The 23,396-nt window shown below is 70.9% G+C and carries 21 protein-coding genes; 8 read left to right on the top strand and 13 right to left on the bottom strand.

The features are described from left to right. Positions 1 to 93: 93 nt before the first annotated feature. The 9 genes from ACIBMZ_RS15795 to ACIBMZ_RS15755 form a co-directional block, all read right to left on the bottom strand. Entirely contained in the window at positions 94 to 1,446 is a 1,353-nt protein-coding gene (locus ACIBMZ_RS15795) for a cation:proton antiporter (protein ID WP_396694251.1), read from the bottom strand. A 54-nt stretch (positions 1,447 to 1,500) separates the two neighbouring features. Beyond that, the gene (locus ACIBMZ_RS15790; RefSeq protein ID WP_396694249.1) at positions 1,501 to 2,889 is read right to left on the bottom strand and encodes an FAD-dependent oxidoreductase; all 1,389 of its coding nucleotides are present in this window, start codon (positions 2,887 to 2,889) and stop codon (positions 1,501 to 1,503) included. A gap of 146 nt (positions 2,890 to 3,035) precedes the next feature. After that, on the bottom strand, positions 3,036 to 3,578 hold the full coding sequence (locus tag ACIBMZ_RS15785) for a copper resistance protein CopC (RefSeq protein WP_396694247.1): 543 nt from the start codon (positions 3,576 to 3,578) through the stop codon (positions 3,036 to 3,038). Between the two features lie 10 nt (positions 3,579 to 3,588). Continuing rightward, on the bottom strand, positions 3,589 to 4,185 hold the full coding sequence (locus ACIBMZ_RS15780; RefSeq protein WP_396694245.1) for a hypothetical protein: 597 nt from the start codon (positions 4,183 to 4,185) through the stop codon (positions 3,589 to 3,591). Positions 4,186 to 4,287: 102 nt separating this feature from the next. Then, a complete protein-coding gene (locus tag ACIBMZ_RS15775; RefSeq protein ID WP_396694244.1) occupies positions 4,288 to 5,079 on the bottom strand; it encodes a YaaA family protein in 792 nt (263 codons plus the stop codon). Continuing rightward, positions 5,079 to 5,465 (bottom strand): DUF1801 domain-containing protein, encoded by a 387-nt coding sequence (locus ACIBMZ_RS15770; protein WP_396694242.1) that lies wholly within the window; start codon positions 5,463 to 5,465, stop codon positions 5,079 to 5,081. Before ACIBMZ_RS15770 ends, ACIBMZ_RS15775 begins: the two co-directional genes overlap by 1 nt. 141 nt (positions 5,466 to 5,606) lie before the next feature. Continuing rightward, positions 5,607 to 6,620, bottom strand: coding sequence for a hypothetical protein (locus tag ACIBMZ_RS15765; RefSeq protein WP_396694240.1), 1,014 nt, complete (start codon positions 6,618 to 6,620; stop codon positions 5,607 to 5,609). A gap of 104 nt (positions 6,621 to 6,724) precedes the next feature. Further along, the gene (locus ACIBMZ_RS15760) at positions 6,725 to 8,290 is read right to left on the bottom strand and encodes an MFS transporter (RefSeq protein WP_396694238.1); all 1,566 of its coding nucleotides are present in this window, start codon (positions 8,288 to 8,290) and stop codon (positions 6,725 to 6,727) included. Positions 8,291 to 8,331: 41 nt separating this feature from the next. Then, positions 8,332 to 9,516 carry an epoxide hydrolase family protein gene (locus ACIBMZ_RS15755; RefSeq protein WP_396694236.1) on the bottom strand — a complete coding sequence of 395 codons (1,185 nt, stop codon included), beginning with the start codon at positions 9,514 to 9,516 and terminating at the stop codon, positions 8,332 to 8,334. Between the two features lie 296 nt (positions 9,517 to 9,812). On the opposite strand from ACIBMZ_RS15755, the gene ACIBMZ_RS15750 reads away from it, so the two are divergent. From ACIBMZ_RS15750 to ACIBMZ_RS15715, 8 genes are all read left to right on the top strand, one after another. Further along, positions 9,813 to 11,018 carry a pyridoxal phosphate-dependent aminotransferase gene (locus tag ACIBMZ_RS15750; protein ID WP_396694234.1) on the top strand — a complete coding sequence of 402 codons (1,206 nt, stop codon included), beginning with the start codon at positions 9,813 to 9,815 and terminating at the stop codon, positions 11,016 to 11,018. A 3-nt stretch (positions 11,019 to 11,021) separates the two neighbouring features. Further along, positions 11,022 to 12,614, top strand: coding sequence for a class I adenylate-forming enzyme family protein (locus ACIBMZ_RS15745; RefSeq protein WP_396694232.1), 1,593 nt, complete (start codon positions 11,022 to 11,024; stop codon positions 12,612 to 12,614). A 76-nt stretch (positions 12,615 to 12,690) separates the two neighbouring features. After that, positions 12,691 to 13,491, top strand: coding sequence for an SDR family NAD(P)-dependent oxidoreductase (locus ACIBMZ_RS15740; protein ID WP_396694231.1), 801 nt, complete (start codon positions 12,691 to 12,693; stop codon positions 13,489 to 13,491). Continuing rightward, positions 13,488 to 14,966 (top strand): aldehyde dehydrogenase family protein, encoded by a 1,479-nt coding sequence (locus ACIBMZ_RS15735; protein WP_396694229.1) that lies wholly within the window; start codon positions 13,488 to 13,490, stop codon positions 14,964 to 14,966. Before ACIBMZ_RS15740 ends, ACIBMZ_RS15735 begins: the two co-directional genes overlap by 4 nt. Continuing rightward, the gene (locus tag ACIBMZ_RS15730; protein ID WP_396694227.1) at positions 14,963 to 16,366 is read left to right on the top strand and encodes a UbiD family decarboxylase; all 1,404 of its coding nucleotides are present in this window, start codon (positions 14,963 to 14,965) and stop codon (positions 16,364 to 16,366) included. The genes ACIBMZ_RS15735 and ACIBMZ_RS15730 overlap by 4 nt, the downstream gene beginning before the upstream one ends. A 104-nt stretch (positions 16,367 to 16,470) precedes the next feature. Further along, entirely contained in the window at positions 16,471 to 16,842 is a 372-nt protein-coding gene (locus tag ACIBMZ_RS15725) for an ArsR/SmtB family transcription factor (protein WP_396694225.1), read from the top strand. A gap of 302 nt (positions 16,843 to 17,144) precedes the next feature. Beyond that, complete coding sequence (locus ACIBMZ_RS15720; RefSeq protein ID WP_396694223.1) at positions 17,145 to 18,476, top strand: FAD-dependent oxidoreductase; 1,332 nt, start codon at positions 17,145 to 17,147, stop codon at positions 18,474 to 18,476. 145 nt (positions 18,477 to 18,621) lie between these two features. After that, a complete protein-coding gene (locus ACIBMZ_RS15715; RefSeq protein ID WP_396694221.1) occupies positions 18,622 to 19,842 on the top strand; it encodes an acyltransferase family protein in 1,221 nt (406 codons plus the stop codon). A 116-nt stretch (positions 19,843 to 19,958) separates the two neighbouring features. Here the strand turns inward: ACIBMZ_RS15715 and ACIBMZ_RS15710 are convergent, their stop codons facing one another. The 4 genes from ACIBMZ_RS15710 to ACIBMZ_RS15695 all read right to left on the bottom strand — a co-directional run bounded on the left by ACIBMZ_RS15710 (position 19,959) and on the right by ACIBMZ_RS15695 (position 23,293). Continuing rightward, complete coding sequence (locus tag ACIBMZ_RS15710; protein WP_396694219.1) at positions 19,959 to 21,023, bottom strand: glucose-1-phosphate thymidylyltransferase; 1,065 nt, start codon at positions 21,021 to 21,023, stop codon at positions 19,959 to 19,961. A gap of 115 nt (positions 21,024 to 21,138) precedes the next feature. Next, the gene (locus ACIBMZ_RS15705; protein ID WP_396694218.1) at positions 21,139 to 22,146 is read right to left on the bottom strand and encodes a quinone oxidoreductase family protein; all 1,008 of its coding nucleotides are present in this window, start codon (positions 22,144 to 22,146) and stop codon (positions 21,139 to 21,141) included. After that, entirely contained in the window at positions 22,146 to 22,412 is a 267-nt protein-coding gene (locus tag ACIBMZ_RS15700) for a MoaD/ThiS family protein (RefSeq protein WP_396694216.1), read from the bottom strand. The genes ACIBMZ_RS15705 and ACIBMZ_RS15700 overlap by 1 nt, the downstream gene beginning before the upstream one ends. A 14-nt stretch (positions 22,413 to 22,426) precedes the next feature. Next, a complete protein-coding gene (locus tag ACIBMZ_RS15695; protein WP_396694214.1) occupies positions 22,427 to 23,293 on the bottom strand; it encodes a formylglycine-generating enzyme family protein in 867 nt (288 codons plus the stop codon). Positions 23,294 to 23,396: the final 103 nt, after the last annotated feature.

Raw genomic sequence — 23,396 nt, 5'->3', positions numbered from 1 at the left:
GCGTTCGCCGTCGCCGCGGCCCGCACGAGGACACGCCGACAGGAACGGACGCCGGGGGCATCGGCAGGTCCACCGGCAGGACGGGACCGCGAGCTACGGCTCGCCCTCGCCGACCACCGTTGCGTCCGGCCGGGCCGCGAGCATGTGTTCCCGGCGTGACTCGGCCTCGGTCTGCGCCACGCGGGTCATCGCCTGACGCAGGATCGGCGGGCCCATCACCGACGTCACCACCGCGATCAGCACGATCACGGTGTAGCTGGCGACGGAGAGCACTCCCAACCGCAGGCCGGTGGTCGCGATCACCACCTCCACCACGCCGCGGATGTTCATGCCGGCGCCCAACGCGATGCCCTCCCAGTGGGACAGCCGACCAGCGCGCGCCCCCAGGTAGGCTCCGACGAACTTGCTCACGATCGCCACCAGCAGCAGGGCGGTCGCCGCGACCAGCACCGTCGGGTCGGCCAGTTCGGTCAGGTCCATGCGCAGTCCCGCGGTGGCCAGGAACAACGGGGCCAGGATGCTGAGCACCACCGTACGCAGGGGAACCAGATCCTTCAGCAGGGACCGGTCGGGTCGTGGATCCGCCGTCCGGGCGAGACCGATCAGCACGCCCCCGATGAACGCACCGAACAGGGCCTCCATCCGCAGCGAATGGGTGATCGCGGCGCACAGCAGGATGATGATCACCGCGGTCGTGCACCGTGGACCGCCGTCGCCGGCCCGGCCGGCCAGCGTGAGCACCCACCGCACCAGCGGCCGACCGATCAGGAGTGCCGCCACCAGGAAGAGAACCAGGTACACCAACGACAGCGTGACGGCGTCGGCGCGTACGCCGGTGGTGGCCGCGGCCGAGACCACCGACAACAGGAACCACCCGACGGCGTCGTCGACGGTCCCGGCGACCAGCGTGAGCTGGCCGATGTCGCGGTGCAACAGGCCCATGTCGGACAACGTCTTGGCGAGTACCGGGACCGCTGTCACACACATGGCCACGCCGAGGAACAGGGCGAAGATGCCTCGCCCGGTGCCCTCGGTGAGCAGTGCGGCGGGGACCAGGTAACCGGCGGCGATGCCCATCGCGAGCGGCAGCACCAGGCCCGCCAGACTGACCTGCACGCCGACGATGCCTCGCCTGCGCAACATGGCGAGGTCGAGTTGCGCACCGGTGACGCCGACCAGCAGGAGCACGCCGAGTTGGCCGACTGCGTCGACCAGGTGAAGCTGGCCGGCGTCCACGGGCAGCACCCGGGAGAGCAGACCGGGTGCGACCTCGCCCAGCAGGGACGGGCCGAGCAGCACACCGGTGAGCAACTCGCCGATCAGCGCGGGCATGCCGCATCGGACGGCCAGCCGTCCCAGCGTGAACGCGACCGTCAGCAGCAGGCAGACCTGGAGCAGGAAGATCAGCAGTGAGTGCGGGTCGAGGCTGGGCACGGGGCTGACCATCGTGGTCCTCCGGGCGGTCAGGTCGCGTGACGTCTGCGGTACGGGCGTGCGTCGTCAGCGCGGCCGTTCGGCAGGCCCGGCGCACGGGGTCGCGTCGTGCCAGGACGGGCCGGGCTGGGGTCGGCGGACCGCGTGGCGCAGCACCCGACGCACCATCGCCGGGCGCATGAGGGCCTCCGGCGGGTCCATCAGGCCGGCGACCCGCATGAAGCCGTTGGTCACCTCGGGGTCCCGGGTCGCGGCGTACTGCAGACGTGCCATGTAGGCGTTGCCGATCCGCACCTTGAGGGTGCGCCGCCCCTCGACGCCGGGGAAGTCGAGATCGCCGCCGGCAGAGATGTCCCAGGGAGCATCGATGGCGCGAGCCAGGTCGGTGAAGAAGGCGTGCGGAGCGGGTGGCCGCCCCGCCCGCAGATGCGACCGCAGCGTCATCGCCTGGACGGCCGCCACACTCATGCCCTGTCCGTAGACCGGGTTGAAGCTGCAGAAGGCGTCGCCGACGACGAGCAGCCGGTCGGGAAAGCGCAGCAGCCGGTCGTAGCGGCGGCGGACACTGGCCGGGAATCGGAAGGAGACCGGGGCGTCGAGCGCCTCGGCGTCGCGGACCGCCTCGTACACGTCCGGCACCGGTAGGGAGCGGACGAACTCCAGGAACGCCTGCGGGTCCGTGGGCGGGTGGTCACCGAGGACTCCGGTCAGCGACAGGATGCAGACCTCCGGCGCGACCTGGCCGAAGAACGCCCCACGCGGGTGACGCGGGGAGGCCACCGGATTGATCGACTGCACCCCGTCGAACATGTCCGCCCGGGTGCGGTAGTGCCGGGTGGTGTAGGCCAGGCCCACCTTGACGCGTTCCTCCTCGGGTCGCTGGAACCCGAGTTCGTCCAGCCAGGCGGGGGTACGGGAACCACGACCGGTCGCGTCGACGACCAGGTCCGCGTCGATCACCTCCGCCTCGGCCGGGCCGGTGCGCCGAAGCACTCGTACGCCGACGATCTGCTCGTGGTCGTCGGTGGCGACCAGGCCGAGCACGTCGCACTCCTCGATCAGGCGTACGTTCGCGATGGCGGTCACCCGGTTGCGGACATGGTTCTCCAGGACGGGGCGCGGTGCGGTGACCGAGACCAGGCCGGTGCGGGCCGGTTGGATCCGCCGGCCGTTGAAGAACCACCGCATCTCCCCCAGGTCGCCGGTGGGGACACCGGCGGCCCTGAGTTCGTCGGTGAGGCCGGGGAAGAGTTCCTCCAGTATGAGATGTCCTCGCGCGTGCAGGCCGTGCGCGTGGACGGTGTGCGGTGCTCCCCGACGCGGAGTGCTCACGCCCAGCACCTGGTCGCGTTCCACGACGATGACCTCTGCGTACGATTCGGCCAGGACTCGGGCGGCGAGGAGGCCGCCCATGCTGCCACCGAGCACGACGGCACGGGCTCCGAGTTGCGTCATCGACATGTACCTCTTCCTGATGGCGGGCTCGACGGTCGGGCGGCGCGCCGTGCCGACGAGTCGGCACGGCGCGGCTTCCGGGCTACCGCCAGCGTCGCCAGAGTCGCCGGCCGGGGCACCTCCGTGCGTGCGGCCCGGCCGGCGTTTCAGGAGCGGGTGGTTCCGGACCGCCGTCGGAACAGCAGCAGCAGGACGATGAGCAGTGCGACACCGTCGACGATCAGCAGCGCCGCCCCGATCGGGTCGACGCTGTGGGCGTGCGCGGTCGGTGGCGGATCGACCGACCCGTCGGTGGCACCGACGGTGAACCGGACGATGCCGGAGACCACGCGTCCGTCGAGGGACACGACGTGGTAGGCGACGGCGATCGCGGCCGGACCGTCGAGGGCGATGGCCTGACGCAGGCCGTCGTCGCCGTCCGGTCTGATCGCGCCGGTGTCGCGGCGGGACGACGCGCCGTCGTACACGCTGATGTGGGAGAGTTCCACGTCGGGTCGGGCCGAGACCCGGATCTGGACCGCCGTCGGCACCGTGGTCAGCACGGCACCGTCGGCGGGAGCGATCGAGATCACGGTCAGCGGCGAGTCGGCCGCTGACACGGACTCGATGTGGGCGGCGAGGGCGAGGAGTGCGACCAGCGCGGCCACGGCCGCGGCGGCGCCGGCGTAGATCCGAGCCGGGGTGGACATCAGCGGACGGCTAGTGACCCACGGCCGCGACGGGTGGCGAGGTGCGGCTCCGCCCGATGCCGGGTGCGCAGGTGCAGGCCATCTCCGCGCGCTCCGCGGCGTTGGGCCGCAGGTGCAGGTAGGCGGCGATGAGCATGGGGATGAACACGACCGAGTTGTAGAACAGGTGCAGTTCCACCCGGGGAACAACGAGTTGCAGCAGGCTGGTCGCGACGGTGGTGCCGGGGAAGCGGAAGGAGGTGTGCGCCTGGACGAGCAGCAACGCGTGCTCGATGTGGTGCCAGAACTGGAGGGCGAGGGCCACCGTCCACCAGGCCCTGGCCCGCCCGGTGAAACCGGGGCGCAGCAGGAAGAGGCCGACCAGCATCACGATGGCGTAGCCGTAGTGCAGCCACTCCGAACTGACCAACCAGGGAAACGGCATTCCCAGCACGCCGCGGGCTTCCGGTCGTGGCCATCCGAGCGCCCAGATCTGGTACGCCTGCACCAGGTGCTCGGCCCAGTGCGCGACCACGACGAGCATGTACAGAGTCAGGGCGGTGCGGTGGAAGCGGCCGTTGAGAGAGGACAGGAATCCGGTAGAAGCCCCGGCAGTGGTGACGGACATGGATCCTCCAGAGCGATGCCATGCAACTCTTTCGGACCACAGTAGACACCGCAAATGCGGAAGGTAACTCCCAGATTGCCGGGAGTGATCGATGGTGCGGGATCACCTCTGCTCGTGCAGGCGGACACTGAGTCCCTTGCCCTCGAACTCCTTACAGACGAACGCCGGTTCGCGGGGTCGGCTCAGCGCCGGGTCGTGGCGGTAACCGATCTCGGCGAACTCGGTGATCGCCTCGGGCTCGTCGACCCGATTGGTCAGCAGCCACCGGGCGAACGCCCCGCGGGCGATCTTGGCGTGCACCACCACGAACCGCGGCTCACCCGTCTTCGGGTGCACGGTCAGGAAACGCGGAGTGACGAACCGCTCCCGGGCGAGAAACCGCGTGACGGTCCGGTGGTACTCCGCCGCCGCGAGGTTCACCACCGCGCCCTGCGGAGGCAGGCATGCGGCGATCCGGTCACCCCAGAAGTCGTAGAGATCGGCGTAGCGGCGGTCGGGCAGCCGGTACCCCATCTCCAACCGGTACGGCCGTACCGCGTCGTGTGGCCGGAGGATCCCGTACAGCCCGGAGAGGATCCGTAACCGCTGGTCGGCGTAGGCCCGGTCGCCCTCGGAGAAGTCGCACGCACGAAGGCCGCTGTAGATGTCACCGGCGAAGCTGTCGATGGCCGGTGACTGCCGGTCGGGCTCGACACCCCAGTCGGCGAGCAGCGCACGGGTCTTGGTGGCCAGAGCCGGCGAGATCTCCATGACGGTGGCCAGTTGCTCGACCGACAGGGTTCTCAGGTGGTCGGCCAACTCCTCGGCCGACTCGCGCAGCATCGGTGTCGTCAGGGCGCGATTGTTCGACGGCGTCGCCCGCATCACCTTCGACGTGTGAATGAGGACGATCATCACTTCTCGATCAACTTGACCAACTGCTTGACGATCCGCTTGAGCTCCGCCTTCTTCGCCTTGGCGTCCTTCATGTCGTAGCAGTAGAGCATCCGGCGACCGTCGGCGTAGTCGCCCTCCAGTAGTTCACTCTCGATGTTGACCACCATCGGGTTGTGGAACACCAGGTGGACGCGCTCCTTCGACCACAGGTTGAAGGTCACCAGATACTCGCCCTGATAGGCGAAGGACGGCGCCTTCCACTTGATCTGCTCGACGATCTTGGGGTTGACCGACTTGATGCCCTCGCGCAACATCTCGACCTCGGCCTTGAACGGGTGGTCGAGGTTCTCCATGAACGCATCGACCTCGTCGGTCCGGTTAACGGTGTTGTCGACCTTGCCCACAATCGCCTCCGCATCGACGTCGATACCCGCGGTGAGCATACCGAAGTCGGCGCGTGACACCCGCGATGTCGGGACGACGTCGGACCGGTGGTGCGACGACCGCACTGTCGCCGCACCACCGGAGTTCGAATCGACCGGGAGTCAGCCCGCCGCCCGGTGCACGAAGCCCTCAAGCGTGGTGACCAGCTCCGACCGGTTCTCCCGGTGCCGCACGCAGTACTGGCTGGGATACCACCCACCGACCTGCCACGCCGCAGGCTGCTTGATCGGGAAACAGCCGCCGGCAGCCGCACCCGAGATCACGTTGCGGTACCAGTCGTAGGTCACCATCGGCTCATAGAACGTGAGACGGCCGCCGTAGGAGCCGTAGATGAAGGTGTGCGTGAAGGGCTCCCCGTTGATCTCCGGCCCGGTCAGGTCGATCAGGTGGTTGCCCATGCCGGGCTCGACCGCGCTGAAGTCGCTGTAGTCGGCCGGCAGATACTGCGGCGGCAGGGGTCGGCGGCCCACCTCGAAATCCTCGCAGTCGACGAGCATCCCGCAGGGGCCCGGCCGGATGGCGAGACGCTCCTCGTCAGGGGTGAGATAGAAGTGCACGTCGAAGTGCGCCCGGTCGTAGATGTGCTCGGGCAGGTGCCCGGACGGGTTCCAGTTCGTCAGCACGTACTGGAACGGCGTGTCCACCTCCTCGCGGAACTCCTCGCTGAGCTGCAACGGGTATTCGTACCCGCCGGTGCACTCGGTGTGCGGATCGGTCTCGCCGTTCTGGTCCACGTCGTGGCACCAGCGGCCCTCGGTCGGCGGGTGGTCGGGCAACCCGTCCAACGCGTCCTCGGTCATCGCCATGCCGATCACGTGCGGCACCCCGTCACGGGACTGGGTGAAGGCCCGGACGGTGCCGTTGCCCAGCGTCGCCGACTCCCCGTACACGGCACACACGCCGGCATAGGAGGAGGTACGGCGAAGCAGGGAGTTCGCCACCGACCTGGGCACCTTGGCGGTGAACTCGACGCCGCCGGTCGTGGAGTGCGCGACACAGACGTCGACCTGCCGCCAGCGGGCGGAGACCGGATTCGGTGTGATCACGATGACGAGGGCGAGCACGAGTACGGCTGCCGTAGCCGCAGCGGCGGTGCGGATTCTTCGACGCGGCATGACTACTTCCTCAGTTCGTCGGGCTCATCGCCCTGGGAGATGGGCTGGCGGGGTCCGGGACGGCGCCCGGACGGGCACGAGCCGGGGCGGCTCGTGGATCGGGGTCAGTGGGCCGGTGGGGCCTCGCCCGGCATCGGCATGCCGGGGTGTCCGGCCCCGGTCGGTGGCAGGCCCCGCAGTCGGGTGGCGAGCAGCAGCGCGACCGCCAGGAAGAGCACGAGGTTGATCAGGCTGGCGCCGTGCAGCGCCTGGGTGAAGGCCTCCCGCGCGGAGTCGAGCAACTGGGCCGCCAGCGGCTCCGGCAACGTCTCCGCCGCCACCACCGCGCCGACCAGGCTCTCCCCCGCCGGACCGGCGGCCGGGGCCGGTACCTCCGCCGGCACCTGCACCGCGGTGCCGTACACGGCTCCGGCGACGCTGCCGAGAATCGCCACGCCCAGCGCGACCCCGAGTTCCCCGCCGGTCGACGAGAGCGATCCGGCCGCGCCCGCCTTCTGCGGGGGAACCGAGGACATCAGCACCGCGTTGGCCAGGGTCGCGCTGGGGCTGCCTCCGAGGTACATGACGACCAGACCCACGAGGAGAGTGGCCAGGCCCCCGGTGGCGCTGACCTGGGTGACGATCACCGCGCCGACCGCCGCGAGGACCATGCCGCCGGCCAGGACGTAGGCGGGTCGCACCGAGCGGGCGACGGCCGGCCCCACATTGCCCCCGATGACCATCGCCGCGGCCGGGATGAGCATCCACAGTGCCACCTTGAGCGGGCTCAGCCCCTCCACGAGTTGCATGTAGAGGGTGGCCACCAGGCCGGTTCCGGCCGTGATGAAGCCGAACGCCAGCCCGAGCAGGACGACGGTGTTGACCACCGGGTCACGGAACAGCGCGAGGTCCAGCATGGGCTGTTCGAGGTGTCGCTGGCGATGCACGAACATCATGCCGAACGCGAGTCCGACCAGGATCGTGCCGCCGGAGGTCGGGCCCCAACCGGCGCGCGCGATCTCCTTGAGCCCGTAGACCACCGGCAGCAACGCGGCCAGTGAGAGCAGCGCGCTGAGCGGATCGAGCCGACCGGGCTGAGGATGCCGGGCCGCCGGCAGCAGACCCGGCCCGACCGCCAGCAGCAGGGCCATCACCGGTACGCCCAGCAGGAAGATCGAACCCCACCAGAAGTGGTCGAGCAGCAGGCCGCCGACCACCGGACCGAGGATCACCCCGAGCATGATGGCGGTACCCCAGATGCCCATGGCGGCGCCCATCTGGGCCGGATGCGGAAAGAGCTGGCTGATCAGGGCGAGCACGCAGGGCATCACCGTCGCCGCCGAGATGCCGAGCAGCGTGCGGGACACCAGCAGCATCTCGATCGAGGTCGAGTACGCTGCCAGCAGCGACGCGACCAGGAATCCGGCGGCGCCGCCGAGCAGCACGGTACGGTGCCCGACCCGGTCGCCGAGCGTACCCATCAGCACCAGGAACCCGGCGATCACGAAGCCGTAGATGTCGGTCACCCACAACTGTTGGGTGGCACTGGCCCCCAGGTCGGTGGCGAGCCTCGGGAGCGCGAGGATCAGGACGCTGATGTCCACCGTGGTGAGCAGCGTCGGCAGGCACAACACGGCGAGCGCGACCCACTCCCGGCGGCCCGCTCGGGCTCCCATGTCAACTGTCGTCACGTGGCGGTCCTTCTGTCTAGGTGAATGACGTGGACGCGATGTCAGGCGGCGTCGGCCAGTGACCGGAAGAATGCGCGGACGTCACCGACGAACAGCTCGGGCACCTCCATGGCGGGGAAGTGCCCGCCCCGGTCGAACTCCGTCCAGCGGGTGACGGTCGGGAAGTCACGGTCGGCGAGCCGGCGGATGGGGACGATGCAGTCCTGCGGGAACACGGCGACCCCGAGCGGCACGTTCAGTGGCTGCTCCCGATATCCGGAGAGCATCTCGCCGTGCGGGTCCTCGGTCGCCGCGCGCTGTTCCTCGGTGATCTCGCGGTACATCTGCGCCGACGAACCCGCGGTACCGGTCAGCCAGTAGATCATCACGTTGGTGAGCAGCAGGTCACGGTCGATGACCTGATCGGGCAGGTCGGCGTCGGTCCATTCCTTGAAGCGCTCGACGATCCACGCCAACTGGCCGGCCGGCGAGTCGTTCAGCGCGTACGAGACGGTCTGGGGACGCGTCGACAACAACTTGCGGTAGCCGGAGCCGTCGGCGTCGAAACTGGCCAACCGGCCCAGCCGTCCCAGGTCCTGCTCGCCGAGGCCGTCCAGCTCGGCGGGGTCCCCGGAGGGGAAGACGGTCAGCATGTTGCTGTGCACGCCGACGACGTGCTCGGGTGCCAGGCGACCCACGGCGAGGGAGATCGGAGAGCCGAAGTCCCCACCCTGGGCGCCGTATCGCTCGTAGCCCAGGCGGTGCATCAGCTCCACCCACGCCGCCGCCACCCGGTTCACCGTCCAGCCGGGCGCAGCCAGCGGACCGGAGAAGCCGAATCCCGGGATCGACGGCAGCACCAGGTGGAAGGCGTCCTCGGCGGAACCGCCGTACGCCACCGGGTCGGTCAGGGGGCCGACCACGTCGAGGAACTCCGCGATCGACCCCGGCCAGCCGTGCGTCATGATCAACGGCAGCGCGTCCGGCTCGGGCGAACGCACGTGTGCGAAGTGCACGGTCGCTCCGTCGATGACGGTGGTGAACTGTGGCAGCCGGTTGAGCCGGGACTCGGCCTGTCGCCAGTCGTAGCTGGTCAGCCAGTGCGCGACGAGCTCCTTGAGGTAGGACAGCGGCACCCCGCGCGACCAGCCCGTCTCGGGCAGATCCGGGGACCAACGGGTCTGCGCCAACCGACGCCGCAGGTCGTCGAGCTCGGACTGTCGGATGTTGATGGTGAATGGCTGCACGTCTGTTCTCCTCAGGATTGCCATCCGGGTGCGGATCAGACCGCGCGACCGGCGCGCCCGTCATCGCATCGGCCGTGACGTCGCCCATGACCGTGGCACCGGGCGCCGGGCCGCCGCACCTTCCGGATTGCGGCGAGGTCCGGCCGCACCTGCGGCTTTCAGCACTCCCGACGGCGACGACGAGCGCACGTACGGAGATGAACGCGCGCACCGACAGTTGGGATCGTGAGCCGCACGTCGCCTGCCGAGGCCAGCGCGGCGCGGCACGCCGGTCCGATCGAGGAGAGTGATCACGGGTGACCACCCCGTACCCCCCACCGCCGACGACGCGGAGCCCCCTGTCCAGCAGGACGAGGCACTTCGTCCTGCCACGCCAGTGGGCGTCCATGCGCCGGGCCGAGCAACTCGAACGGGAGACCGGCACCCGGGTCATCCACCTGGAGAAGGGCGACTTCCAGGGAGAGGAGTTCCGGCCCGCGCCGCACGTCCTCGACGCCTGCGCCAGGGCCGTGCACGACGGACACGTGCGCTATGTGCCCGGGCCCGGGCTACCGGAACTGCGCGACGCCATCGCGGCGGAGGCGACGCGTCGGGGCCGGCCCACCGCGCGTGAGGAAGTGCTGGTGACGATGGGTGCCAAGCACGCGCTGACCCAGAGCCTGCTCACCCTCGTCGACAACGGGGACGAGGCGATCTTCCCCAATCCCGGGTATCCGCCGGACGAGTTCTGGATCACCTACGCCGGCGGTCGCGTGGTGTACGCACCGCTGGTCGAACCGGACTTCCACTTCGACCTCGACCACCTGGCACGGCTGATGAACACCCGCACCAAAGTGCTGATCATCAACTCTCCGCAGCGGCCCAACGGCATGACCGTGGACCGGCTCGCCGAGATCGGGGAACTGTGCCGGCGGCACGACGTGATGGTGATCTCCGACGAGATCTTCAGCCACATGGTGTACCCACCGGCACGGCACCACACGATCGCGGCGGTGGACGGGATGGCCGACCGGACGCTGCTGGTCGACACGTTCAGCAAGAGCTACATCATGACCGGGTTCCGGATCGGCTGGTGCGTGGCGAACCGGGACCTGATCACCGCGATGGACATCTTCCAGCAGAACTCGGTGACCAACGTACCGGCCTTCGTGCAGATGGCCGCCCTGGCCGCGTTGACCGGCCCGCAGGACCACGTGGTCGCCACCCGTGACCGCCTACGCGTCAAGCGCGATCGGATGGTCGCCTCGCTGAACGCCCTGCCCGGCGTCACCTGCCCCGCGCCGGACGGGTCCTTCTACGTCTTCCCCGACATCCGGGGTACCGGCCTGACCGCACAGCAGTTCACCGACCTGCTCATCGACAGGTACGCGGTGGGAGTGGTCGCCGGCACGGCGTTCGGTGATCGGGGCGAGGGGCACGTACGGATCACCTACGCGGCACCGGACGAGATCCTCGACGAGGGGCTGAGCCGGATCCGCCAGGCCGTCGAGAACCTCGGCTGAGCGATGGACATCGGACGGATGGTGGCGTGGGGGGCAGAGCGCCACCCGCAACGGCGGGCGATCGGCGGCGATCGGCCGATGACCTTCCGCCAGTGGGACGCGTACACCAACCAGCTCGCTCGGGCGCTGACCGCGCTCGGCGTACGCCGCAGCGACCGGGTGGCGCTGCACATGGCCAACGGCACCGCCCTGGCCGGCTGTTACCTGGCCGTGCAGAAGCTCGGCGCGGTCGCGGTGCCGCTGTCGACCCGATTCGCCGCAGCCGACGTCGAGCACTGCCTCCGCGACTGCGCACCCGTGCTGGTCGTCACCGACGCCGGCACCTCCCACGGCTGCGACCGGGCCCGCGACGCGCTGCGCGACCCGCCCGCGCGGATCGCCGTCGGCGGCCCGGACGACACGGAATCCGACGGGGTCACGCTGGCCTCGGTCGCCGCCGGTCAACCCGACGGGCGGCTGCCGGTCACCGTGGCCGGCCACGACCTCAGCGTGCTGCTCTACACCTCCGGCACGACCGGCCGTCCCAAGGGAGTGCCTCGGACCCACGCCGCCGAACACGCCGCCACGGTGGCGCACGTTCTCCAGTCGGGGCTCCGCGCGGAGGACGTCACGCTCGGCGTGATGCCGCTCTTCCACACCATGGGGCTGCGTTCGCTGCTCGCCAGCCTGCTGGTCGGTGGCACGTGGGTGCCCCAGCGCAGGTTCGACGCGGACGAGTCGACCGAACTCGTGGCCCGGGAGGGCGTCACCACGCTGTACCTCGTGCCGACCGTCTTCTGGTCGCTGCTGGGCACCGGCCGGCTACCCGAGCTCACGTCGTTACGCCGGCTCGGGTACGCGGGTGCACCGATGACCCCGGACCTCGCAGGTCGACTCGTGGCGGCGGTGCGTCCGGAGACCTTCGTCAACCATTACGGCAGCACCGAGATCTTCACCTTCACCGTGGAGCCGGACGCGGCGGCCAGGCCCGGCAGCGCCGGACGCGCGGGCCTGTTCTCCCGGGTCCGGATCGTCGCCGACGACCCCGAGGCCGGTCCGGACGACGTCGTGGGGCCGGGTGAGCCGGGACAGGTGATCGCGTCGATGGACTCCCCGGAGGCATTCTCCGGCTACTGGCGGCGGCCGGAGGCCGACCGGGCGGCGATCCGGCGCGGTTGGTACCACACCGGCGACCTCGCCGTCCGGGACGAACGCGGAGACCTCTGGTACCAGGGGCGCGTCGACGACATGATCATCACGGGCGGGGAGAACGTCTATCCGGCGGAGATCGAGGCAGCACTGTGCGCCGTGCCCGCGGTCAGCGACACCGTCGTGGTCGGGCTCCCGGACGAGCGCTGGGGCCAGTCCGTCACCGCGTTCGTGGTCGTACGCCCCGGCCTCGACCCCGCGCAGGCGGTCCGGGAGGTGCAGCGCTTCGTGCGGACCGCCTCCGGTCTGCCGTCGCTGAAACGCCCGAAGCGGGTCATCGCCGTGGAACGGCTCCCCCGCTCTGCGGTGGGCAAGATCCTTCGCCGGCGGCTGACCGACGGTGACTTCACGCCCCTGGCCGACACCACCGGCCGCGGCACCACGGAGCACACGGAGGGGACCCGATGAACGGGTGGAACACGCGAGTCATCAGGTTCGGTGCGACGAGTCCCCCGGGCCGCCCGCAGCACGTCGGAGAGTCGGCATGAGCGAACTGCCGCACGGCGCGGGCCCCCTGGTCGGGCTCGCGGGACGCACTGTCGTCGTGACCGGCGCGGGTGCGTCGATCGGCGACGCGTACGTGCGGGCCTTCGTGTCCGCAGGCGCCAACGTCGTCGCCGTCGACCTCCTGCGTACCGCCCGCTCGGCGCTGGGTACGGCCCGTGCGGTGACCCGCACCGGGCCCGGCCGCGCGGTCTTCGCGCCCGCCGACGTCACCTCGACGTCGGACTGGAAGCTCGTCGTCGAACGGACCATCGCGGAGTTCGGACGTCTCGACGTGCTGGTCAACAACGCGGCCGTCTACCGGTCACTGTCCGGCAAACGTCCGCTGGGCGAGTTGGGCATCGAGGAGTGGGACGACGTGTTCGCGGTCAACGTCCGCGGCACCTGGCTGGGCATCCGTGCGGTCACCCCGTCGATGGCGGACTGCGGTGGAGGCAGCATCGTCAACGTGTCGTCGGTGGTGAGCCGCACCGGTGCGGTCGGCTTCGCCCACTACGTCGCCTCGAAGGCGGCGGTGGAGGGGCTCACCCGGGCTGCGGCGCGGGAACTCGGAGTCCACCACATCCGGGTCAACGCCGTCGCTCCGGGACTGGTGGCCAACGACGCCAGCCGGACGCTGAACACCGACGAGTACCTCGGCGCGGCGGCCCGCGCCCGCGCGCTGTCGCGGCCGATGCACGCCGAGGACCTGATCGGTCCACTGCTCTGGTTGGCCTCGCCCGCTTCGGCGTTCGTGACAGGCCAGACGGTCGTCGTCGACGGCGGGCAGGTGTTCGCGTGAGCGAGTACGAGCGGGCAGAGCACCAGACGCCGGGCGAGGCTTCCCTCTGGTGGCGGGTGGCGCCGCGGAGTGCCGAGACACGCGGGCGGGTCCAACCGGTCGATCCGACGACCCTCACGCCGCTCGCCCCGGTCACGATCACCACGGCGGAGCAGCTCGACGAGGCCGCGCGGCGGGCCCAGGCGGCGTTGCGGGGCGGGTGGTCGATCGACGGTCGCCGCCGAGCCGCCGTCCTGCACGGCTGGGCCGAGGCGCTGGCCGCGCACGGGGACGAACTGGTCCACGCGCTCGTGACCGAGACCGGCAAGCCGCTGGCCGAGGCGACCCAGGAGGTCCGTGCCGGCGTCGACACGCTGACCTACAACGCCGGTCTGGCCCGTCATCTCGGTGGCGTCGCCGGCACTCTTCCCGACGGCACGGTGACGCACCTCGTCCGGCAGCCGGTCGGGGTCACCGCCTTCGTCGTCCCGTGGAACTGGCCGCTGCTGCTCCTGCTCCGGGACCTCGCGCCGGCGCTGGCCGCCGGGGTGACCGCGCTGGTCAAGCCCGCCCCACAGACCAGCCTGGTCACCGCTCGGATCCTGGCGCTCGGTCGCGCCGCGGGGCTGCCCGACGACGTCGCGCACCTAGTCGTCGGTGGAGCCGAGGAGGGCCGTGCCACGGTCCGGCACCCGCTGGTACGGGCCGTGGCCTTCACCGGATCCACCGAGGTGGGCGCGGAGATCCGCCGGGCGGCCAGCGACGACATGACCCGTACCCTGCTCGAACTGGGGGGCAAGGGAACCCTCGTCGTCTGTGCTGACGCCGACCTGGACGCCGCGGTCCTCGCGGCGGTGCGGGCGACCGTGGTGACGAGCGGCCAGATGTGCCTGGCCTGCACGCGTGTGCTGGTGGACAGATCGGTCTACCGGGACGTGCGCGACCGCCTCGTCGACGGGCTCGACAGGATCAGGGTCGGTCACCCCGCCGATCCCGAGACGCAGATGGGGCCCCTGGTGTCGCCCGCGGCCGGTGAACGGCTGACCCGGTCGCTGACCGCCGCCGCGATACGGCACAGCGTGCACGGTGGTCACCGGCTGCATCTTCCTGACCTGGCGGGGTACTTCGTGCGTCCCGCCGTGGTGACGGATGTCGGGCCGGACACGCCGCTCGTGCAGCAGGAACTGTTCGCCCCGGTGCTGACCGTGGAGCCGTTCGACGACGAGGCCGACGCCGTCCGGCTGGCCAACGCGACGCCGTACGGCCTGGCGGCCGGGGTCTGGACCCGCGACGTGGACCGGGCATGGCGGCTGGCCCACCGGATCGAGGCAGGCACGATCTGGGTCAACGGGTACCACCACTCCTACCCGGAGACCCCCAGCGGTGGCGTCAAGCTCTCCGGCGTGGGCCGCTCTCGCGGGGTGGTCGGGGTCGAGCAGTTCACCGAGCTCAAGCACATCCACTTCGGTGTCTGCGTCCCGGGAGGTCGGCGGTGAACCTGCCCGCCGTGCCGGCCGGTCTGCCTGCGGCGTGGCCGGTCGAACAGAACCTGCGTTCCTGGCTGTCCCACCTCAACCGTCAGGGTCGCCTCGGGCAGGTGCGCTCGTGCGTCGAGCCCGACCAGGAGGTGTCGACGGTCCTCGAGAGCCTCGACGGGCAGCGGGCGGTCCTGTTCCGCGACGTCGCCGGATCGGAGTTCCCGCTCGTCGGCAACACCGTCCGCAGCCGCTTCGATCTCGCCGAGGCGATGGGTTGTCTGCCGGACGAGACCGCCACGCGTTATCTCGCCGCCCTTGCCCGACCTCGCCCCTGCGTGCCGGTGTCCGACCAGAGCGCGCCGGTGCTCGCCAACCGGTTCGACGACGAGGAGCTCCTGTCCAAGCTTCCGCTGACCGTGCAACACGAGCACGATGCCGGGCGGTACCTGACCTCAGCGCTGATCGTGGCCCGGGACCCCCGCACCGGCGCTACCAACCTCTCGATCAACCGGATGCTGGCCGTCGGCGAACGGCATCTGCACACGCTCGTGCTTCCCGGACGGCTGCACCGGATCCTGGCCGCCTCGGAACGGCGCGGGCTCGATCTCGACGTGGCGGTCGTGCTGGGCGTCGATCCCCTGCTCGGCCTGGCCAGCCAGGCTCCGGCGACGGACCGGGAGCTGGACGACCTCGAGGTCGCCAGCGCGCTACGGACCACCCCGTTGCCGGTGGTCTGCTGCCCCACCAACGGCCTGCCGGTGCCGGCCGAGGCGGAGTTCGTCCTCGCCGGCCGGTTCCGGGCCGACGTCCGGGAGCCGGAGGGCCCCTTCGGTGAGTTCCCCCGGACGTACGGGCCGAGCGCACCCGCACCGGTGATCGAGCTGACCGCCGGATGGCACCGGGACGCCGCCGTGTGTCAGACCATCCTCTCCGGTGGCCGCGAGCACTTCCTGCTCGGCGGGATCGCCCGGGAGGCAGCACTGCTGCGGACACTGCGGTGGGCGCACCCGGAGGTGGTGGCGGTGCGGCTGACGGAGGCCGGTTCGTGCCGGCTGCACGCCGTCGTCGCGGTGAGCCCGGCGGGCGCCGGGTCCTCGATGAACGTCCTCCTCTCCACGCTCGGCGCGACCGGTGCGGTCAAACACGCGATCGTCGTCGACGACGACGTGGACATCCACGACGACGAACAGGTGGGCTGGGCGGTCGCCACCCGGGTCCAGGCGGACCGGGACGTGCTCGTGGTGCCACGGGCCGCCGGGAGCGGGCTCGACCCCTCGTCGGAGGGCCGGACGACCGCGAAGTTGGGCATCGACGCGACCGTCGCCGGCGATGCACGCAGTCGACATGCCCGCATGCGCACCAGTCCCCGCAGACCGGAGTGGATCGAGCGGTTCCTGGCGGAGGCCACCTGCTCGTGACCACCCGGCCGGGCGGCCGGGCCCCCGCCGAGCCCCGGGGGCCGGTTGCGCCACCGTCCCTGGGATGCCTCCCCAGGAGGTCTGAGAACGGAAGGTCAGCATCTGTGGCAAGCGACGAACTCAGTCGGATCATGGCGGCGCTGGCCGATCCGACCCGACGGGCGATCCTCGTCCGGTTGGTGGATGGCGAGGCCAGCGTCACCGAGATCGCCGCCCCGTTCGCGATGACGATGCCCGCGGTGAGCCGCCACCTGCGGGTGCTGGAGCGCGCCGGGCTCGTCCGACGTCGGCGCGACGCGCGGCGGCGCCCCTGCCGCATCGCCCCCGCACCACTGTGGACGGCACTGGCCTGGCTGCAGGAGATGGCCTCCGACGCCGGTGGCGGCGGTGGCGGCGGTGGCGGCGGACCCGTCGATCTGCTCCACGGCCCAGCCGGGCCGGGCAGCGCCGAATCCGGATCCGCCACCACCCGCTAGCGGTTTCCCTCCCCCGACTCCACCGTCGCGGACGGTTCGCGGTCAGGGCGAGAACGTCTTTCCGGTCGCATTGTTCCGGCCATTCCTGCGCGTTGTTCCGAGACACTGTCCCGCCGTCTGCGTCGGCCGCGACCAGCGAGGTCCACCACCGGCAAGGGCAGTCAGGGAGATGCTCGGCGACCACACCGGCTGACACGATCCCACACAGAGCAGCCGGGGTGTCGAGCCGACCTCGTCCGGGCACCGAAACGATTTTCGTGACGTCACCGAAATCGTTCATCACGTAAGGGAGACGACCGTTCATGAGCAGATTCGTCGGAGAACGCGCCGTCGTGCTGGGTGGCAGCATCACCGCATTGTTCGCCACCAGCGCGCTGTCCGAGGGCTACCGCGAGGTCGTCATCGTCGACCGCGACGAACTCCTCGGCGTACGTGAAGCACGCCGGGGGGCGCCCCAAGCACGCCATATCAACGGGCTTCTCGCCCGGGGCGCCCGCGCCATGGAGGAACTCTTCCCGGAGATCACCGCGCAGATGATCAGTGCCGGGTGCCCACAGACCGACCTGTCCGGCACGGTGCGCTGGTACTTCAACGGCAAGCCGCTCAAGCAGGTGCGTGCCGGCCTGACCAATGTGGGCGCCCGACGCCCGATCATGGAGGCGCACGTCCGCGACCGGGTGCAGGCGCTCGGTAACGTCACCTTCCGGGAGCGGTACGACATCACCGGCCTGGCCACGTCGGCGGACCGGTCCCGGATCACCGGCGCTCGGGTCCAGCGCCGCGACGGTGGCGCGGAGGAGACGCTGGAGGCCGACCTGGTCGTGGACGCCACCGGCCGTGGCTCCCGGACCCCGCTCTGGTTGGAGTCGCTGGGCTACCCCCGGGTCGACGAGGAGGGCACCAAGATCGGGCTCGGGTACGTGACGCGGCACTACCGGTTGCGTACCGACCCGTTCGGGACCGACCACTCGATCATCGCGGTGGCGAACCCCGGGCTTCCCCGTGGTGCCATCTTCACCAAGACGGACAGCGGTCTGGTCGAGTTGACGGCATACGGTCTGCTCGGTGATCATCCGCCCACCGACCCGGACGGCTTCACCGCCTTCGTCAAGACCCTGGCCGCCAAGGAGATCCACGAGGCGATCGTCGAGGCCGAGCCGCTGAACGACCCGGTGCTGTTCCGGTTCCCGACCACGCTGCGGCGCCGATTCGACCGGATGGCGCGACTTCCCGAGCGTCTGATCGTGCTCGGTGACGCCGTCTGCACCCCGAACCCGGTCTTCGCCCAGGCCCAGAGCCTCGCCGCGCTGCAGGCCCTGGCCCTGCGCGACACGCTGCGCGGTGGCCGTGCGCCGGACTCGGTGGAGTTCATGCGGCAGGTCGGCCGAATCATCGATCCGGCCTGGGACATGACCGAGGGCATCAATCTCAGCTTCCCCGGTGTCGAGGGTCCACGGACCCCGATGCTCAAGCTGATGCAGGCCTACATGTACCGCGTCCAGGTGGCGGCCACCCGGGACGCCGCCGTGACCGAGCAGTTCATGCGCTCGGCCGGACTGGTCGACCCGCTCGAGGCGCTGATGCGTCCCGGAATGGTGCTGCGGGTGCTGCGCAACTCCCGCGCCGCGGCCTGAGCGACGCCCGCCCGCGACACCGGCGACGCCGCCCACCGCTCCCGCCGCGACAGGACGTCGAGGCCCGGCCGGTGGGCGGCGTACCCGGCTCCCCGTTCCCGACCGTCGGCGGCACCGACGGATGTTCCCTAGCGGAGGTCACTCCATGACGATCACACAGCCCGGAGTACGGCCGGAGGTCCCGCCGGGGATCGGCGGCTCCCGTCTGCCGTCGCTGACCGGACTTCGGGCCCTTGCCGGCCTGTCGGTGTTCATCACCCACGGGCTCGCCCTGGGCCTCTTCACCGACCCCGAGGTGATGCTCGACTACATCCACTACGGCGCCAACGCCGGGATGTTCGGACTCGCCTTCTTCTTCGTCCTCACCGGTTTCGTGGTGACCTGGACCGCGTCGTCGACCGACAGCGCCCGGGCGTTCTGGCGTCGCCGATTCTTCAAGCTGTTCCCCAACCACGTGGTGGTGTACGCCGTCATCCTGCTCCTGCTGATCCCGACCGGCGCTTCGATCCAGGCGGTCGAGGCCACGGCTGGGCTGTTCCTGATCAGTTCCTGGTTTCCGAGCGAGGCGTTCCTGTTCGGCAACCTCAACGGCCCGATGTGGTCGGCCAACATCGACGTGCTGGCGTATGCGGCGTTCCCGTTCCTCTACGTCCTGGTCAAGAAGATCTCACCGAGCCGGCTGTGGGCCTGGGCGATCGGCGTGACGGCGCTGGCGGCCCTCGTGCCGGTGATCGCCGGCAACCTGCTGCCTGATCATCCGCCGTCGATGGTGGCACCCGAGGTCTCCTGGCCGCAGCACTGGTTCGGTTTCTACTTCCCGTTGACCCGGGCGCTCGAGTTCGTGGTCGGCATCATCATGGCGCGCATCGTCCTCACCGGTCGGTGGATCGGCCTGCGCGCCCTGCCCGCGTCCCTTCTCACTCTCGGCTTCTACCTGGTGACCCTGGACGTGCCGGTCTTCTACGGCTACACCTTCGTTCCGCTCATCCCGATGGCGCTGTTGATCCCCGCCTTCGCGATGGCCGACGTGCGGGGACGGCGGACGCTGGTGAACAGCAGGCTGATGGTGTGGATGGGGGACCGGATGTACGCCTTCTTCGTCATCCACATCACCGTGATGTTCATGGTCCACGCGGCCTTCACCGGTGAGAACGGCGTCACCGGCATGTACAGCCGGGCGACGTTCGGCCTGGGCACCGGGATCGTGGTGCTGGTCGCGACGTATCTGCTCTGTCTGGTCCTGGCGTCGGTCCTGTACGAGTTGGTCGAGCAGCCGGCGATGCGTCGCTGGTCGCGCCCCCGACGGCGGGTCGACGTGGCGGTCCGGCCGCAGCCCGACGCCGCCGGGGGCAGCCGGTCGCGCTGAACGCCCGCCGACGCACGGCCGCGCCCGGTGTCCGGGCGCGGCCGTCCGTCGTCGCCGGACCGGCCGGCTCCCGTCCGGTCCACCGCGGGCGCCCGGGGCGGGGACCCGGCAGGGGGTCATCCGGGGATCTCGACACGGGCGTCGTCGCCGCAGACGACGCGGCAGCCGCGGCGGGGGTCGCCCCGCTCGATCGTCACGGCCCGCCCGACGAGCGAGTCCACCAGCCGGCGCACCCCGCAGATCCGGGCCTCGTCCAACACGACGGTGCTGGACACGTCACTGTCACGGACGACGCAGCCCGGGCCGATCGAGGTGTAGGGCCCCAGATGGCTGCCGTCGATCACCGACCCGGCGCCGATGATCGCCGGCCCGTCGACCCGGCTGCGGACGACCCGGGCGCCATGTTCCACCCGGACTCGGGGACCGAGCACGCTGAACGGGTCGACGTCACCGTCCCGGACCGGCTCGACCCCGGCCAGCAGGTGCCGGTTGGCGGCGAGGACGTCATCGCTGTCGGCGATGTCCCGCCAGTAGCCGGCGTACTCGCTGGCATGGACGACGACGCCCTGGTCCACCAGCCACTGCACGGCGTCGGTCAACTCCAACTCACCGCGTGGACCGGGACGGATCGCCTCGATCGCCTGGTGCACGACGGGCGTGAGGAAGCAGGCGCCGACGAGGGCGAGATCGCTGCGCGGGCGACGCGGCTTCTCCACCAGGCGGGTGACCCGGCCGATCCGGTCCAGCTCCACCACGCCGTACGGCCGGGGGTCGGTCACCTTCTGCACGAGCAGGTGGGCCGCGGCTCGTCGGCGACGGAACTCCGCCGCCGGGTCGCCGAGCCCGTCGGGCAGCAGGTTGTCGCCCAGGTGAAGCAGGAAGTCCTCGTCGTCGAGGTACACCCGGGCGATGGCCACCGCATGGGCGAGCCCGCGCGGCGCGTCCTGCGGTAGATAGGTGATGGTCACGCCGTGCCGGGAGCCGTCGCCCAGCGTCTTCTCGATCTGCGCCGTCCCGGCCGGCACGACCATGCCCACCTCCGTGATGCCGAGATCACGCACGCCCCGCAGCACGTGTGCGAGCAGCGGCTGGTTGGCCAGCGGGACGAGTTGCTTGGGCAGCGAGTGGCTGACCGGTCGAAGGCGGGTACCCGATCCTCCGGACAACACCAGGGCCTTCACGAGTTCTCCCAACGGTTCGGGCGGCGGGCCGAGGCGTACCGGTGAACCGGGTAGCGTCGCGGCCCCCGGGACGTCGACCCGCCGGGTCGGCCGCGACGGCCGACCCGGCGGTCGGTCAGGGCAGGAGCAGGATCTTGCCGAGCGTGCGACGCGACTCCAGCGCCACGTGGGCCGCCGGGGCGGCGGAGAGCGGCAGGGCGGCGTGGGTACGGATCCGCAGCCGACCGGCCAGCACCTCGTCGAAGACGGTGGCGGCGCGTCGGCGGGTCTGATCGGGAGTCCGGTCGTAGTGGCTCAACGACGCCTTCGTCAGGAAGAGCGAGCCGAACGAGTTCAGCAGGCCCGGGTCGACCGGGTCGACCGGCCCGCTGGTCTGGCCGTAGAGGACCATCGCACCGCCTGGGCGCAGGCAGGCCAGGCCGTCGGTGACGGTGTCGCGACCGATCGCGTCGTACACCACGTCCGCACCTCGGCCACCGGTCAGTTCCCGGACGCGGACGGCGAAGGAGGTCGTGCGGCGGTTGACGACGTGATGCGCTCCGGCGGCCAGCGCGGCGGCGGCCTTGTCGTCGCGGGACACCGTCCCGATCACCGTGGCGCCCAGGCGGGCGGCGAGCTGGCAGAGCAGACCGCCGACTCCGCCGGCTGCGGAGTGCACCACGCAGACGACGCCGTCACCCAGCGGATACACCTCGGTGACGAGGAGATGTGCGGTCATGCCGTGGATGAGGACGGCGGCCGCGCCCGCCAGGCTCACGCCCTCGGGCACCGGCAGCAGGCGGGCAGCGGGCACGACGCAGTGCGTGGCGTAGGCCCCGGGTCGTCCCATCCAGGCGACCCGGTCCCCCGGGGCGACGTCCGTCACGTCGGTACCGACCCGGAGCACCGTGCCGCTGCCCTCGATGCCCGGGGTGAACGGCAGGTCCACCTGGTACGTGCCGACGCGCTGGTAGAGGTCGACGACGTTGACGCCGGCCGCAGCGACCCGGACGAGACACTCGCCGGCCGCCAGCGGGGGCAGTCGCGCCTCGCGGAGGGCGAGGACCTCGGGTGGGCCGTACGTGTTCATCACCACCTGCCGGGCCGGGTCGGCGGAGTCGGCGAGTGGCGGGTCGCCGGTCATCAGCCGCCGGCCATCGGCGAGAGGATGGTGACGACCGCCTCGGGGCCGACGGTCGCGGCGGCGCGCTGGTGCCGCGGGATCATCTCGTCGTCGACGCAGATGTTGACGTAGCGCAGCGGAACCCCCTCGGCGTCGAGCAGTCGCCGGCCGAACTCCGGGTGGCGGGCCGCGAAGTCCTGGATGACGGCGTCCAGTGGGCCGGTCGTGCCCTCGAAGTCGGTCCTGCCCTGGGGCGTCCACACGGCGGGTACCACGATCCTGACCATGTCTCTCCTCGGTCTCAGAGGTCGGCCGCGCAGCGGAACCCGTGTGCGAAGCTGGACCACCCATCGGGGTCGCCATGCATCCGTTCGCTACAGCGGACCTGGTAACGGAAGTTCATCCACGAGCCGCCCCGGATCACGCGGTAGCGGCCCATCGCCATGCGCACCGTGGGGTCGCAGCGGACGCCGTCCGCGTAGAGCCGGGACGACGTCGAGGTCCACTCGTAGACGTTGCCGGCCATGTCGGCGCAGCCGAAGGGGCTGTCGCCCCGCTCGGAGAAGGCGCCGACCGGTGATGTCCTGGGCACCGGTCCCGCGCGCGCACACTCGCCGCGCCACCACCGCTGCCAGGCGGCCAGCGAGGTCAGCGGACCGGCGTGCGACTCGGCCGTGTTGGCGGCCTGGACGTCCCACTCGTCGCCCCAGGGCCAGATCCGGAAATCGGGTCCACGTGCCGCGAGCTCCCACTCCGTCTCGGTCGGCAGGCGCTTGCCGCACCAGGCGGCGAACTCCTGCGCGTCGGTGAAGGAGACGTGGACGACGGGGTGGTCGTCGAACTCGGTACCGCCGGTGCCCGGACCTCCGGGTGACCTCCAACTGACCCCGTCGAGTTCCACCCAGCCCTGTGCGGTGTAGACGAGGCCGAAGCCCCGTCGTTCGGCCTCCGTGCGGTACCCGGTGTCGCGCACGAACCGGGCGTACGCGGCGACGGTCACCGGGAACCGGTCGATGCGGAAGGGCGCCACCACGGTGGTGAACTGAGGCGTCTCGTCGGCGAACCAGAAGCGGGGCAGCGGCTGGTCGGCCTCGGTGAGCCAGTCGAGGACCCAGTCCGGGCTGCCCTGCTGGAACGCCCCACCAGGCACCCGCCGCATCTCACCCATCGGATCCCGCCTCTCGCCGTTGGTCGGGCCGTCCACCCCTGGTCAGCGCCGTGGGGCAATCATTCATTCGGGTCTCGTCCACGGGCACCTCTCGCTGTGCCCT

This window comes from Micromonospora sp. NPDC049900, assembly GCF_044461025.1.
Lineage (GTDB): Bacteria > Actinomycetota > Actinomycetes > Mycobacteriales > Micromonosporaceae > Micromonospora.
This window is presented reverse-complemented; position numbering and strand designations above follow the sequence as displayed.